General features: G+C 70.8%; 12 protein-coding genes. 8 read left to right on the top strand and 4 right to left on the bottom strand.

All coding sequences use genetic code 11. The annotated features are described in order from the left end of the window. Positions 1-3: 3 nt before the first annotated feature. Complete coding sequence (locus AB0L91_RS25665; RefSeq protein WP_365014150.1) at positions 4-1,800, bottom strand: FAD-dependent oxidoreductase; 1,797 nt, start codon at positions 1,798-1,800, stop codon at positions 4-6. A gap of 101 nt (positions 1,801-1,901) precedes the next feature. Between AB0L91_RS25665 and AB0L91_RS25660 the strand changes: the two genes are divergently transcribed. After that, a complete protein-coding gene (locus AB0L91_RS25660; RefSeq protein ID WP_365014147.1) occupies positions 1,902-2,558 on the top strand; it encodes a TetR/AcrR family transcriptional regulator in 657 nt (218 codons plus the stop codon). Between the two features lie 25 nt (positions 2,559-2,583). On the opposite strand, the gene AB0L91_RS25655 is transcribed toward AB0L91_RS25660, so the two are convergent. Further along, positions 2,584-4,644 (bottom strand): AMP-binding protein, encoded by a 2,061-nt coding sequence (locus tag AB0L91_RS25655; protein WP_365014144.1) that lies wholly within the window; start codon positions 4,642-4,644, stop codon positions 2,584-2,586. Between the two features lie 410 nt (positions 4,645-5,054). On the opposite strand from AB0L91_RS25655, the gene AB0L91_RS25650 reads away from it, so the two are divergent. From AB0L91_RS25650 to AB0L91_RS25635, 4 genes are all read left to right on the top strand, one after another. Beyond that, positions 5,055-6,221: a helix-turn-helix domain-containing protein gene (locus AB0L91_RS25650; protein WP_365014141.1), complete on the top strand. Its 1,167-nt coding sequence runs from the start codon at positions 5,055-5,057 to the stop codon at positions 6,219-6,221. Positions 6,222-6,303: 82 nt separating this feature from the next. Continuing rightward, entirely contained in the window at positions 6,304-6,858 is a 555-nt protein-coding gene (locus AB0L91_RS25645) for a nuclear transport factor 2 family protein (RefSeq protein ID WP_365014139.1), read from the top strand. Next, positions 6,855-8,510 carry an AMP-binding protein gene (locus AB0L91_RS25640; RefSeq protein ID WP_365014136.1) on the top strand — a complete coding sequence of 552 codons (1,656 nt, stop codon included), beginning with the start codon at positions 6,855-6,857 and terminating at the stop codon, positions 8,508-8,510. The genes AB0L91_RS25645 and AB0L91_RS25640 overlap by 4 nt, the downstream gene beginning before the upstream one ends. Before the next feature lie 191 nt (positions 8,511-8,701). Beyond that, on the top strand, positions 8,702-9,412 hold the full coding sequence (locus tag AB0L91_RS25635; RefSeq protein ID WP_365014134.1) for a hypothetical protein: 711 nt from the start codon (positions 8,702-8,704) through the stop codon (positions 9,410-9,412). A gap of 6 nt (positions 9,413-9,418) precedes the next feature. Here the strand turns inward: AB0L91_RS25635 and AB0L91_RS25630 are convergent, their stop codons facing one another. Continuing rightward, the gene (locus tag AB0L91_RS25630) at positions 9,419-10,180 is read right to left on the bottom strand and encodes a glucose 1-dehydrogenase (protein ID WP_355282512.1); all 762 of its coding nucleotides are present in this window, start codon (positions 10,178-10,180) and stop codon (positions 9,419-9,421) included. After that, on the bottom strand, positions 10,180-11,070 hold the full coding sequence (locus AB0L91_RS25625) for an SDR family NAD(P)-dependent oxidoreductase (protein ID WP_365014131.1): 891 nt from the start codon (positions 11,068-11,070) through the stop codon (positions 10,180-10,182). The genes AB0L91_RS25630 and AB0L91_RS25625 overlap by 1 nt, the downstream gene beginning before the upstream one ends. 183 nt (positions 11,071-11,253) lie before the next feature. Here AB0L91_RS25625 and AB0L91_RS25620 point away from each other — a divergent pair, with 183 nt between their 5' ends. The 3 genes from AB0L91_RS25620 to AB0L91_RS25610 all read left to right on the top strand — a co-directional run bounded on the left by AB0L91_RS25620 (position 11,254) and on the right by AB0L91_RS25610 (position 13,522). Next, a complete protein-coding gene (locus AB0L91_RS25620) occupies positions 11,254-11,514 on the top strand; it encodes a hypothetical protein (RefSeq protein ID WP_365014128.1) in 261 nt (86 codons plus the stop codon). An 83-nt stretch (positions 11,515-11,597) separates the two neighbouring features. Next, the gene (locus tag AB0L91_RS25615; RefSeq protein WP_357348830.1) at positions 11,598-12,293 is read left to right on the top strand and encodes a DUF2993 domain-containing protein; all 696 of its coding nucleotides are present in this window, start codon (positions 11,598-11,600) and stop codon (positions 12,291-12,293) included. 242 nt (positions 12,294-12,535) lie between these two features. Beyond that, complete coding sequence (locus tag AB0L91_RS25610) at positions 12,536-13,522, top strand: hypothetical protein (RefSeq protein ID WP_365014124.1); 987 nt, start codon at positions 12,536-12,538, stop codon at positions 13,520-13,522. Positions 13,523-13,533: the final 11 nt, after the last annotated feature.

The following is a 13,533-nucleotide window of genomic DNA, read 5'->3' as shown; positions in this document are numbered from 1 at the left end:
GGGTCATCCGAGGTCGAACAGGTTCGGCTGACCCGCGCGGAAACGGGCGGCGTCGGCCGCCCGCAACGGCTCGAACGCCGGAATCGACTCCCGGGTGAACAGCTGCGCCGGTGTCGCCGCCGAACCCGCGGCGGCGAGCAGGGCGTTCGCTGCCGTGCGACCCGCTTCGTTGGCGCCCTCCATGGTGGCCAGGTCGAAGTTGGTCTGCACGTAGTCGGCGGCCAGGAACAGGTTGGGGACGCGGGTCCGCGCGGTCGGCCGGTTGTCCCAGGAGCCGATCGTGTTCACCAGCAGCGGTTCGTCGTTGGTGTTCTCGCTGCCGTTCCAGACGATGCCGGGGTCGATCATCCATTCGCGGACGATCCCGTCGGGCAGCTGGATCCGGCCGTCGTCGTTGAGAGCGGCGGTCAGCTGGGCCCAGGTCTCCTGGTAGATCTCCTGGTGGGTGCAGTATTTCGCGGGCTTGCCGAACAGGATGCCCGGGGTGTCCCAGTCGGCGATGTCGATGGTGAGACCGTCGGCGACGGAGCCGTCACCGTAGACGGCGGGGTAGTCGACGTCCCAGAACGCGCGCTGGGTGTAGGAGGTCAGCCGCCACGGCGCGTCGAGGTAGATATTGTAGCCCCGGCCGAGATCGAGCTGCTCGCTGACGAACATCTGCAGGCCGTTCATCCAGTCGAGGTTCAGCGCGTCCATCCGGCCCAGCACCGGATCCAGCTCCCGCAGTTCCGGTGTCCAGAGCGCGCGGGCCCGGTCGGTCGGCACGGCGCACACGTACCAGTCGGCCTCGACCTGCGCGGAGCCGCCGCGCGCACCCCGGATCCGGGCACCGGCGATTCGTCCGTCCGCGACCACGAATTCCTCGAGCGCCTCCCCCGGCCGGAATCGCACGCCCATGTTGTCGAGCAGCGTGATCCACGGGTCGAGCCAGGCTTCGTTGGTCGGGCCGTTGAGCACCTCGTAGACCTTCGGCCCGCCGGTGAGCTCCCGCAGCAGCGCGAGGAAGAAGCCCTCCATCATGTTGCCCATCGTGCGGGTGCTGGCCACGTATTCCTTGGCCGCCACCAGCGCCCGGGTCAGGCCGGTCGCGGCGAGCGCCTGGAATTGCGGGGATCGGCTGCCCGCGCCGATGAAATCCCACCAGCTGACATGCTCCCACTGCCCGAAGCGCCGTTCCTCGCTCGAGGTCAGATAGGTGACCACCCGCCCGGCCATGTGGATGGCCTCGGGCAGCGGGACGAGGTTGTTCTTCATGAACACCTCGGTCAGGATCCGTTGCAGCCCCATCGGGGTGAGCGCTTCGGCCGGATCGAAGTAGAAGCCGAACATCAGCGGGAAGCCGTCGGGCAGGTTGCCCGCGCGGGGGTAGCGCGGGTCGGTGACCGAGAACGGGATCAGGTTGTCGTACACGGTCTTCCGCGTGCCGGGCACCGGGATGCGGCGCATGGTGTCGTGCACGTGGTGGTAGAACGAGGTGAACCCGCGCGCGCCGTGTTCGCCCGGCAGTGCCGCCCGGCCCCCGGCCCCGGTGCCCGCCATCGGGATCGTGCGCGACTTCCCGCCGAGTTCCTTGCGATCGAAGACCGTCACCGCGAAGCCGCGTTCGGCCAGTTCGTGGGCGGCGGTCAAACCGCCGATACCCGCGCCGAAGATCGCGACGGTCGTGCCCGCCGGACTGTTTCGCCTCCGTGGACTCCCCTGCGCGGGCCCGGCGGCCAGCCCCGCGCTCGCGGCCACCGCGGCCGCACCGCGCAGCACGGTCCGTCGGCTGACCAGGTGGTCCTGCTGTCGAGCTGCCATTGATCGACCCCGTTCTCAATCTGACGATCGCGATCGTCACATGCTGACACAGAGTCCGCGCGGATGGGAGACAATGCCGACATGACGATCACGGTGACGCGGTGAGCACCCGGCCCGGCCGCACCTACGGCGGCCTGGGTGCCGAGGAACGGGCCGCCGCCCGGCGGGCGAAGCTGCTCGATGCCGGGCTCGCGCTGTTCGGCACCGACGGCTACGCCGCGACGGGCGTCAAAGACCTGTGCCGCGAGGCCGGGCTCACCGACCGCTACTTCTACGAATCCTTCACCGGCACCAGGGAATTGTTCGCCGCGGTCTTCCACGGCGTCATCGACGAGCTGTACCGGTCGGTGGCGGCGGCCGTCGAAGCGACGCCTGCCCGGGGCACCGGCAAGCTGCGCGCGGGCATCGGCACCTACCTCACCGCCCTGGATCGCGACCCGCGCAAGCTCCGGATCGTCTTCGTCGAACCGGCGGGCGCGGGCGCCGAAGACCTTATGCGCGAGGCACTCTGGCGATTCGCCCGGCTGGTCGCGGCCACCGGCACCAGCGCCAGGCCCGAGGAGCACCCGCCCGCGGAGGTGATGGATATCTTCGCGCTCTCGGTGGTCGGGACGCTGGAGCGCGTCATCGTCGAGAAGCACAGCGGACGGCTGGACGTGCCGATCGCCGACCTGATCGACTATTGCGCCGCGTTCGCCGCCACGTCCCTGCGGGCGATCTACAGCGGACGGATTTCCGTGCCCGGCACCGCGGGCTGAGCGCAGTCGGCTCCCGCGATCGGGATCAGCCCGCCAGCCCCTCCGGATCGACCAGCAGCCGCTTGAGCACCTTGCCGGTCTCGCCCCGTGGCAGCGAGTTGAGGAAGGTGACATCGCGCGGTACGGAGAAGCGGCTCAGCCGATTGCGCACGTAGGTGCGGACCATGTCCGAGTCGAGCCCAGAGCCCTCGTGTTTGACCAGGAAGGCGGCCAGCCGCTGACCGAACTCGCGATCCGGCACGCCCACCACCGCGACATCGGTGACCTGCGGCAGGTACGACAGCGCCTCCTCGACCGGGCGGGGGAAGACGTTCTCGCCACCGGAGATGATCATCTCGTCGTCGCGCCCGACCACGAACAATCTGCCCTCGGCGTCGAGGTAGCCCAGGTCACCGGTGTCCAGCATGCCGTCGGACTCCTCCGGCGGCGCATCGCTGACGTAGCCGTCGAACAGCATGTGGTTGCCGACGAAGATCCGCCCGATCATGCCCACCGGCACCGGCACGCGCTCGGGGTCGAGGACGGCGATGCGGGTGCCCAGCGGCGGGCGGCCCGCGGTGGTGGGGGCGGCCCGCAACTCCTCGGGTCCGGCCACACTGGCCCAGGAGACCTCGGTCGACCCGTAGAGGTTGTAGAGCACGTCGCCGTAGTCGGCCAGGAAGCGGTCCACCGTGATCGCCGCCAGCGGAGCGCCGCAGCTGATCACGTGCCGCAGGCTGCTCAGGTCGTAGCGGGTGCGCACCGTCTCCGGAAGGTCGACCAGGCGCTGCACCATAGTCGGCACGGCGATGAGGGTCTGGACCCGGTGTTCGGCGATGCGGCGCAGGCAGTCCTCGGCGTCGAAACCCTGGGACAGCACGACGGTGGCGCGCACGGCGGTGCTCAGTTGCAGTGCGGACAGTCCCCAGGTATGGAACAGCGGCGCGGGGATCATCATCGTGCTGCCGACGTGGATCGGAATCCGGGACAGCAGCGCGACGAGGGTGTCGAAGCCCTTCGCGTGCGGCCGGCGGGCGCCCTTGGGGGTGCCGCTGGTACCCGAGGTGAGCACGATCTGCCTGCCGGGCACGGTCGGCACCGGGAACTTGGTGCGGCGCAACGCGATCAGGTCCTCGATGGTGGTCTGATCCGGGCGCACCGGCCGGTCGTCGGTGCAGAAACGGGGCAGATCGCGGTGCAGGTACTGCACGAGGTGCGCCAGGTCGGTGTCGACGAACAGCGCCGAGAGGCGGTGCCGCTGCACGATCTCCTCGATGCGCCGTCCGGACAGGCCGGCGTTGAGCAGTGCCACGTCGACGCCGAGCTTGCCCGCGGCGACCATGGTTTCGACCATGCCGCAATGGTTTCCGGCCAGCAGGCCGACCGCGTCACCCGCCCGCAGGCCGACCTCGTACATCGCGCCGGCCAGCGCGGTCGTGCGCTTGTCGGTCTCGGCGAAGGTCGCGGTACTGCCGTCGTCGAGCAGGGCGAGCTGGTCGGGGCTGTGCGCGGCGCCCGCGGCGTACCCGCCCGCCAGATTGAATCCCCACCGGTACAGCGAGCGCAGCTGGCGGGCCGAGGTCAGCGGCGGTGCGATCAGGCCCGAGTTCACCCACCATCGCGCGATTTCGGATCGGCGCCGGATCGGGGCCCGGTCGCCGTTGGCCACCACCGACGTCCGTGCCCCGCGGACCAGGTCGGCCGCCCGGCGCAGGCCGTCCTTGACCCAGTTGACGATCGTGGCGTTGGTCGCGCCGCGCAGCGCCGGATGCAGGCGGGGCGCCGCGAAGACGGTGACACTGACCGAGGTGCGGTCGTCGGCGCCGGTGAGCCGGACCATGGCGAAGCTGCCGGTCTCCGGATTGTGTAGTTCGAAGCTCTCGTACCAGCGCCCGATCGTCAGCGCCAGGCCCACCGTCCGGACACCGAGGGCGGCGTCGCCGACCCGGACCTGCCAGACGGTGCCGCCGTCGGGGTGCAGTATCCGCTCGCACCCGCCGATCCCGGTCCACAGGCGCGGGTAGCTCTGCGGTTCCAGCAGCACATCCCACAGCGGCCGGCGCGGGACGGCGAAGTCCACGGCCACATCGACGACGTCACTCGGCATTCGTTCGCGCTTCCGCAGGCCCGGCCACACTGCCGGGAAGTGCCTCGTCACCGCGGCCCCCGTGCCACGGCGGTGCCCGGTCGGCAGGCACTGCACCAGAACCCATGGTGGCGCGGCCCGCCGTGGGCGAACGAAAGATCTCCGGATTCTGGCGACCGAACGAAACGAGACCGGTCGCCATCGTGAAAAGAACCAAACTTTCCGGCGCGGCCGACCCGTCAGCGCGGCGTGCGAGCCGCGAGGAAGAAGCGCGTCGCCCACCGGCGGGTGGATCGATCGGTGCGGCGGACCGCGGAGGGTTCGGATCGTGTCGTCGTGCCACCCAGCGGGACGGCGCGGGGGAAATTCCGCGGCGCGGCGGCATGCTGCTGACACTCTGGTCGAGACGTCCCCGCCAGTGGAGGTGCCGAATGGGTGCGACCGATCCCGAGCCGCCGGGTGCGGCGGAGTTCGCCGACGACCTGCTGCGGGTGGTCGAGTATTTCGACGGGTTCGCCGAGTCCGATGCCAATGCCGACACCGTGATCCGGGCGGCCGCGGTGCTGGCCGAGTGTCCGGCGGGTGCGCGGTGGCCGTCGGGGACCACGATCCGGTACGACGCGGCGGGGCGCCTGCTGGCCGCCGCCGCACCGCCGCCCGCGGCGTTCGGTGTGGACCCGGTGGTGTGGCTCGAGCGGGCCGGGGACGCCCGCCCGCTCGACGCGGTGCTGGTGGCCCGGATGCGGCACTGCCTGCGGGTGACCTCGCGCCGGGGTGCCGCCGGGCCGACCGGGCTCGCCGATCCGGCCCTGCTCGAGGTGGTGCTCTCGGAGGAACAGCGGCGGGCCGATCGGGTGCGCGCGATGCGGCTGCTCGGCGTCGACCCGGCGCGGCCGCTGTGCCTGCTCGCGATCTCCGGTCCGGGCGCGGCCGACGCGGTGCGCATCATCGGCGCGCGCGTCCCGGTGGTCCGCTCGACGGTCCTCGGCACCGTCACCGCCGTCCTCCTCCAGGACGGCGGCGCCTGTCGGGAACTGTCCGATGTGCTGAATGCCGCTGTCGTCCAAGCGTTTCCGGCCTCACGTCGCGGCGCGGACGGGCCCTGGGTGGGCATGGGCGAACGGCTGCCCGCGCTGGCGGCGGCCACCTCGTGGGAGCAGGCGCGCCGGGCGCTGCGATTCGCGTCCTCGACCTGGCACGGCCGCCGGGTGATCGCCTTCGAACGGCTCGGTTCACTCGCCCTGCTCGGCGAACTTCCGGTGCCGAAGCTGCTCGGCGCACCGGATGTGATGCGGCTCGACGAGTTCGCCGCGACCGAGGCCGGAGCGCTGGCCGTCGACACGCTCGAGGCGTTCTGCCTGTTCGGTTCGCTGCGGCGCACCGCGGACGAACTGCATCTGCACCACAGCACGGTCGCCGCGCGGATCGCGCAGGTCGAGGCGGCGATGGGCTGGGACGTCGGCGAATCGCTCGACCGGTTCATGGCCACGCTGGCGCTGATGATGCGGCGGATCGCCCTGTCGGCGGCCGAGCTGGCGCCCGACGGATCCGACGCGCGTCGGGCCGAGATGGACCATCCCGCGACAGGTGTCGGGTGATCTGGATCACTCCGGCGAGCGATGATCGGCGGGCACCGATGAGGCAGCCGGGGAAACCCGGTGAACGAGAAGGAGTCCCGCCATGGCGGTCATCGATCCGACCAGCACCTGGGCGCCGCTGGAGCAGCGCCTGGCCGTCACCACGAACGAACGGCATCGCCAGGTGCTCGGCATCGTCATCGAGCACATGAAGGCCGAGGCCGCCCCCGACCTGGACGGGCTCATGCGGACCCTGGTGCCCGAACCCGCCTACCACTTCTGGAACGCGGGCCGGGATGTCGGCCCGAAGGGGCGCGAGACCGTGCACACCTACTACTCCGACTTCGTCGCCAGTCGCAGCAACGTCCTCGAGTACGAGCTGGACCGGCTCGTCGTCGACGACGACTGCGTGGTGACCGAGGGCTTCCTGAAGCAGATCTACCCGGGCTCCTACGCCCTCCAGATCGGCATCCCCGTCGACGATCCCGACGCCGACTATCTGATCGTGTTCCGCCAGCTGCTGCTGTGGCCGATCGATGCCGAGGGCCGCATCGAGGGCGAGGATTCCTACCATTCCGGCCCGTCCGAGATCCGCAAACTGACCTTCGACGAATTGCCGCAGGAGTACATCGACCTCGTCCACCCGGGCGTGCGATGACGGACGGGAACCACGCGGACATCGCGACCATGCTGCTCGACCGGCTCGGCGATCAGCGCCTCGGTCTGCGCACCCGCGAGACCGACTGGACCTGGGACGCGGTCGTCCACGAGTCGGCCGCGCGCGCGGAACTGGCCCGGAGCCTGCGTCGCGACGGCCCGTTCCACCTCGGCGTGCTGCTCGACAATGTGCCCGATTTCGTCTTCTGGCTGGGCGCGGCGGCGCTGGCGGGCGCGACGGTGGCCGGGCTCAATCCGACCCGCGGCGACGCGCAACTGGCCGAGGACATCCGGTATGTCGACTGCCAGCTGATCGTCACCGACGCGGCGGGGATGGCGCGGCTGCGGCGGCTGGATCTGGACCTGACCGAGGACCGAATCCTGCTGGTCGACAGCCCCGATTACGCCGCCCGCGTCGATGCCCACCGGGTCGAGCCGACAGCGGTGGGTGGACCCGCGGATCTGCTGCTGTTGTTGTTCACCTCCGGCACCACCGGGACCTCCAAGGCGGTGCGGTGCACCCAGCGCCGCCTCGCGGTGATCGCCGCCGCGGCGGCGGCGAAGTTCGGGCACGTCCGCGACGACGTGGACTACTGCTGCATGCCACTGTTCCACGGCAACGCCATCATGGCGCTGTGGGCGCCCGCGCTGTCGGTCGGTGCGACGGTGTGCCTGACGCCGAAATTCTCGGCCTCGCAGTTCCTTCCGGACGTGCGGTACTTCGGCGCGACCTTCTTCACCTACGTCGGCAAGGCACTGGGCTACCTGCTCGCCACCCCCGAAACCGCGCAGGATGCGGATAATCCGCTGGTCCGCGGCTTCGGGACCGAGGCGTCGGTCGCCGACCAGGACGAGTTCCGGCGCCGCTTCGGCGCGGCACTGCACGAGGGCTACGGCTCCAGCGAGGGGCCGAGCCTGGCCGCACTGGATCCGGCCGCACCGCCCGCCGCGCTCGGCAGGCCCGCGCATCCCGGTGTCGCGGTGGTGGATCCGGAAACCCTGCGCGAGTGCGCGCGGGCCGAGCTCGACGAGTACGGCCGGGTCCGCAATCCCGACGAGGCGATCGGGGAGATGATCGACAAGGCGGGCGCGCTCGTCTTCGAGGGCTACTACAAGAACGAGGTCGCCGACGCCGACCGGATTCGCAACGGCTGGTACTGGACCGGCGACCTCGGCTACCTCGACACCGACGGATTCCTGTATTTCGCGGGCCGCAAGGGTGATTGGTTGAGGGTCGACGGCGAGAACACCTCGACCCTGCTGATCGAGCAGGTGCTGCGCAGGCACCCCGCCGTCATCGCCGCCGCGGTGTTCGGAGTGCCCGATCCCCGCTCGGGCGATCAGGTCATGGCCGCCGTCGAAGTCGCCGATCTGGACGCCTTCGATCTCGACGAGTTCACCGAGTTCCTCTGCGCCCAGGACGATCTCGGCAGCAAGGGCATGCCCCGATTCGTGCGGGTCTCGGCGAATCTGCCGGTGACCGGGTCGAACAAAGTCCTCAAGCGCGAACTCCAGGAGCAGGCCTGGCGGACGGAGGAGCCGGTGCACCGGTGGGCAGGCCGCGGCCGACCGCGGTACCGCCGGATGACCGACGTGGACCGACGGGACTTGGAGTCGGAATTCACCGCCCACGGCAGGCAGCGCATGCTGTGATCGCCCGCGGTAATTCACTGGCCCGCTGTGATTCAATGGCCAGGTGACGATGACAGCGCAGGGGTGGTGGCCGCGGTAGCGGCCATCATCGACTGTGCGTGCGGCCGCCCCCGGAGCGGTCGCATCCCGTCCTCGCGTCGGACTCGCGGTCCGCGCCGGTCGGCGGCCCCGACGAGAACGGGGTACCGGCAATGACTTCCGACCACACCAGCAACCAGCCGTTCGGCGGCTTCCTGGTCAGCTCCCGCGCACTGGGTGAGTACCGGGCGATGTTCGCCCTCACCGACGCGGACCTGCGCCGCCGCCTGCTGGACTGTCCCGGCGGCGCGGCCGGGTTCACCGCCGCGGTCCGGGGCCTCGGCGGCGACGTGACGGCCTGCGACCTCGCCTACGCGAACGGCGGCACCGCCGAGGTCGCCGCCACCGCGGCGGGCGAGGTCGTGCGCGGCAACGACTACGTTCGCGCGCATCCGGAGCAGTTCCGGTTCACGTACTTCGCCGACCCGGGCGAACACCTGACGGTCCGGCAGCGCGCGGCCGAGCTGTTCGCCGCGCACAGCCGGGCCGAACCGGACCGCTATGTCGCGGGCACGCTGCCCGGTCTGCCGTTCGGCGACAACGCCTTCGACCTCGTGCTCAGCTCGCACCTGCTGTTCAGCTACGCCGCCGACCTCGACTACGCGTTCCATCTCGCCGCGGTCCGCGAACTGCTCCGGGTGGGCACCGAGGCGCGGATCTTCCCGCTGGTCCCGATCGGAGCGGACGAGCGCTACCGCGACCTCGACCGGCTGCTCGCGGATCTGCGCGAGCACGGGATCGAGGGGCGGATCGTCGATGTCGACTACGAGTTCCAGGCGGGCGCCCACCAGATGCTGGTGTGCCGCAAGCCTGCTCGGCCCTGAGTGGGGTCAGGCCTCGACCCGCACGACCGGCGGACCGGCGGTCCAGCCGCCGTCGACGGCCAGCTCGGCGCCGGTCGTATACGAGGCGGCGTCGCTGAGCAGGTAGGTGACAGCCCCGGCGAGCTCCTCGGGGCGACCGACCCGGCCCAGCGGCGCGTTCGGGAAGGCTCCGTCGGCGAGGACGATGCCGGTCGGCGCGGTCATCGGGGTGAGGACCATGCCGGGGTGCACCGAGTTCACCCGGATCCGGTCGCTCGCGAGCTCGATCGCGGCCACCTTGGTCAGCCCGCGCACGCCCCACTTGGCCGCGCCGTAGGCGCCCGTGTGCGCCAGGCCGACGAGTCCGGCGGCCGAGGAGATGTTGACGATGGAACCGCCGCCTGCCGCCCGCAGTGCGGGCACGACCGCGTGGATGCCCATGTTGACCGACACCAGGTTCACCTGGATCACCCGCTGGAAGGTCTCCAGCGGCTCCTCGACCAGCGGGACGCCCGTGGCGGTCACCCCGGCGTTGTTGACCAGGCCGGTCAGCGAGCCGAACGCCTCGATCGCGGTGTCGACCGCGGTCTGCCACGCGGCCGGGTCGGTGACGTCGAGGTGCACGAAGCGGGCGCGCTCGCCCAGCTCCGCCGCGACGGCGGCACCGTCGTCGTCCAGCAGGTCGCCGATCACGACACTGCCGCCCGCGGCGACGATGCCCTGCGCGAAGGCCGCGCCCAGACCGCGCGCACCACCGGTGACCAGCACTACCTTGCCCGAAAGATCCATCACAGTTCCTTTTCTTCTCGGATGCCGAAGACCGCGCCGCCGCCGAAGGCCGCGCGATGCGAGACCGGCTGTCCACCGTCGATGTCGGTGATGCCGTAGTCGAGCGCCGCCTCGGCGGTGATCACCGTGGCGCCGCTGCGGTCGCCGATCGCGGGGTCGGTGGCCAGCGCCAGCACGACCCGCCCGACGAATTCGGGCGTCTCCGCGCCCGCGATCGGGAAACCCTCGATGTCCTCGACACCCAGGGCCAGTACCTGCTCGGTGCGCACGATCCCCGGCCACAGCGACAGCGTGCTGACACCGGTACCGCGCAGTTCCACCGCCATATCGGCGGCCATCTTGTCCAAGCCCGCCTTCGACATCCCGTACAGCACCGAGTGCAGGTAGCCGCGGGTACCGAAGGAGGAGATGTTGGCGATGACGCCGCGGCCGCGCGCGACCATGATCCGCGCCGCCTCGACCGAAGCGACGTAGTGCGCGCGCAGGCCGACGCCGATCAGCGAATCCCAGTCGCCGACCGGTCGCCGCCAGAACGGGTCGCTGAAACCGGCGAAGCCGTCGGGGTTGGCCCAGACGTTGTTGACCAGCAGGTCGAGCCCGTCCTGTTCGGCCGCGATCCGGGCGAAGACGGCGGCGATCTGCGCGTCGTCGCGGTGATCGCAGTGCACGGCGATGCCGGTGCCACCGCGGGCGCTCACCTCGGCGGCGGCCACTTCCAGCGGCCCGCCGTCACCGGCGCTGCCCCGGCCGGTCAGATACACGGTCCACCCCGCGGCACCGAGGGCCAGCGCGATGCCTTTGCCGACGCCCCGGCTGGCGCCGGTCACCAGGGCGATCGCGGGCACGCCCGGCGTGCTCGCCGGGTCGTCGGGGTGGGGTGTCGCGGTCATGTCGCTCACCGTAGGACCGGGTCCGCGCGGCTGCCTGCGCCTCTTCCCGCTCATCGGGAACGGCGTCGAGTCGGATTGCCTGGGGTTTCCTGGGCGCGGCCGATGGGTAAGAAGTCTCCGATACCCGCTCGCGATTCCGCGACGGGACGCGGCTTCCGCGACGGACACGACTGGAGACACACCGTGCTGGGTTTGCTCGGCGGCCGGGGCCGCAAGACCACGATCGAGAGTTGCCCGGGTGCCCCCACCTCGGCCGGACTGCTGCAATCCGGCGATGTGGTCCTCACCCCACGGCGCAGCTTCCGGGTGATCAGCACGAGCTTCACCGGTGGCGCCCAGCACGCCGGACGGGTGATCGCCGACACGATCGATCTCGTCAACGGTCGGCTCCGGGTGATCGAATTCCCCAGCGCCGAGACCGTGGTGACCGTCCGAGCGATCTAGCGGTTCCCGCCTTTCGGTGTCGCCCTGCCCGCACGCGGCCACGATCCACAGCATGATGGTGGGATGGCCGAGAGGGTGAGCGTATGCGCGCAGTGCTGATACTGATCGTCGTCGGGGTGATCGGACTCGTCGTCGGCGATCGCGTCGCAGTCGTGTTGGCGCAGAACGAGATCGGTCGTGCCGTCGCCGCCCGGTACGACCTCGCGCAGCCACCGGACGTCGAGATCGGCGGCGTCCCGTTCCTGACCCAGGCCATCGACGGCATCTACCGCGACATCGACATCCGGGTCGGCGACTGGAGTGGCGAGGACATCTCCGTCCGCGATCTCGATGTCGTCCTCACCGACGTCTCCGCGCCGCTCGCCGACATCGTCGGTAACCGCACCGCGAACCTCGTCGCCGACACGGCGACAGCGACGGCCGTGGTTCCGTACGACGTGGTGCGGACCTTCGCGCCCTCGGGCGTGGAGTCGATCTCCGACAGCCCCGAGGGACTGCGCGTCACCGGAACCTTCCCGGTCGCCGGCCTCTCGGTCCCCGCGACCGTCTTCGTGACCGTCGCCCCCACCGACGCGGGCATCGAGGTCACCCCCGTCTCGGTCCAGTCCGCCCTCGGCGGCCCGACCGTCCCGCTGTCGCTGCTCCGCGGTCCCCTCACCTTCGTCGTTCCCCTCCAGGAACTGCCCCTCGGCGCCCGCCTCACCGCCATCCGCCCCGCCCCCGACGGCCTGCACGCCACCGCCGTCGCCCACGACGTCCATTTCACCGACCTCCCCTGATCTATGCGATCGGCGAAAATGCCCCGCGCATTGTTTTCGTTACGGAACCGATAGCTCGCGCCGCTGTCCCCCGGTCAGCTCGATCGACGGCCGGGCGCGCCGGACCGATATGCGGGGTATTTGAAACGATATGAATTCGCTTAATTCGGGAGACCGACTTATGGTCGATTGCGGCGCGTCTTCCACAGTGGGAAGACCGGAGGAGAAGCGCGTGCCGCAATCCCGTCAGGAGGGATCGTGAAATGACACCGTTGCTATTCGATGTGGATACGATGACCGCCGCGCTGGAACTCGCGGTGAAGGCGCCGTCGGTGCACAACACGCAGCCCTGGCGCTGGCAGGTCGGCGACGGACGGGTCGAGCTGTACAGCGATCCCGCGCGGCAATTGCCGGTGGAAGATCCCGATGGGCAGGCCATGGTCGTCAGTTGCGGCGCCGCTCTCCATCATTTGCGCGTGGCACTCGCGGTCACCGGTTGGTCGGCGATTCCCGAATTCCTGCCCGACCCGGGCGACCCGAATCATCTGGCCACCATCACCGTCTCGCCGAGGCCGCCGTCGGATACCGATATCCAGCTCGCCGCCGCGATTCTGCTCCGGAAATCCGAGCGGCGCCGATTCGCGCCGCTGCCGTTGCCCGCGGGCGCCTTGCGCGCCCTGTCCTCGACCGTTGTCGAATTCGGCGCGGTCGCCCGGAATATCCCGGAACAGCTGTTGCCGCTGCTGGCCGAGCCGATGCGGGCCGCCGCGGCGCGGCATCGCTCCGACGCCGCGTATCTGCGCGAACTCGCGGACTGGAGCGGGCGCGCCGATCACGGGGACGGCGTGCCGTCGCACACGACGGTGCTGCCGAGGCACGACGACCCCCTCCCGCTCCGCGCCTTCCGCGACCCCGGTCTCGACGATCCCGGCGACGGCGCCGACCACGCCAGCTGGGTCGTGATCTGCACCGCGGCCGACGACCGCCGCGCCCGCCTGCGGGCGGGCGAGGCGACCAGCGCCCTGCTGCTCGGGGCCACCAGCCTGGGCTTGGCGACCTGCATCCAATCCGAACCGCTGGGCATCCCCGAACTCCGCGACGCGATCCGGCACTCCTTGCTGCACGACTGCGCGCACCCCCAGGTGGTGGTCCGCGTCGGCCGCCTGCACCACACCGCTCCCCCGGTCTCCGCGAGCCCGCGCCGTCCGCTGGCCGACGTGCTCGAACCCCCGACCCGCCGCGTCGCCTGACACGAAAGTCA

It is taken from the genome of Nocardia sp. NPDC051833, assembly GCF_040681225.1.
Lineage (GTDB): Bacteria > Actinomycetota > Actinomycetes > Mycobacteriales > Mycobacteriaceae > Nocardia.
The sequence above is the reverse complement of the archived record's forward strand: the minus strand, read 5'-3'. Positions and strand labels throughout refer to the sequence as shown.

Bases quoted from the DNA above. Each gene is read 5' to 3' on its own strand.
- AB0L91_RS25650 (WP_365014141.1), top strand. From the start codon at position 5,055: ATGGGTGCGACCGATCCCGAGCCGCCGGGTGCGGCGGAGTTCGCCGAC.
- AB0L91_RS25665 (WP_365014150.1), bottom strand. From the start codon at position 1,800: ATGGCAGCTCGACAGCAGGACCACCTGGTCAGCCGACGGACCGTGCTG.
- AB0L91_RS25625 (WP_365014131.1), bottom strand. From the start codon at position 11,070: ATGACCGCGACACCCCACCCCGACGACCCGGCGAGCACGCCGGGCGTG.
- AB0L91_RS25655 (WP_365014144.1), bottom strand. From the start codon at position 4,644: ATGCCGAGTGACGTCGTCGATGTGGCCGTGGACTTCGCCGTCCCGCGC.
- AB0L91_RS25640 (WP_365014136.1), top strand. From the start codon at position 6,855: ATGACGGACGGGAACCACGCGGACATCGCGACCATGCTGCTCGACCGG.
- AB0L91_RS25635 (WP_365014134.1), top strand. From the start codon at position 8,702: ATGACTTCCGACCACACCAGCAACCAGCCGTTCGGCGGCTTCCTGGTC.
- AB0L91_RS25610 (WP_365014124.1), top strand. From the start codon at position 12,536: ATGACACCGTTGCTATTCGATGTGGATACGATGACCGCCGCGCTGGAA.
- AB0L91_RS25645 (WP_365014139.1), top strand. From the start codon at position 6,304: ATGGCGGTCATCGATCCGACCAGCACCTGGGCGCCGCTGGAGCAGCGC.
- AB0L91_RS25630 (WP_355282512.1), bottom strand. From the start codon at position 10,180: ATGGATCTTTCGGGCAAGGTAGTGCTGGTCACCGGTGGTGCGCGCGGT.
- AB0L91_RS25615 (WP_357348830.1), top strand. From the start codon at position 11,598: ATGCGCGCAGTGCTGATACTGATCGTCGTCGGGGTGATCGGACTCGTC.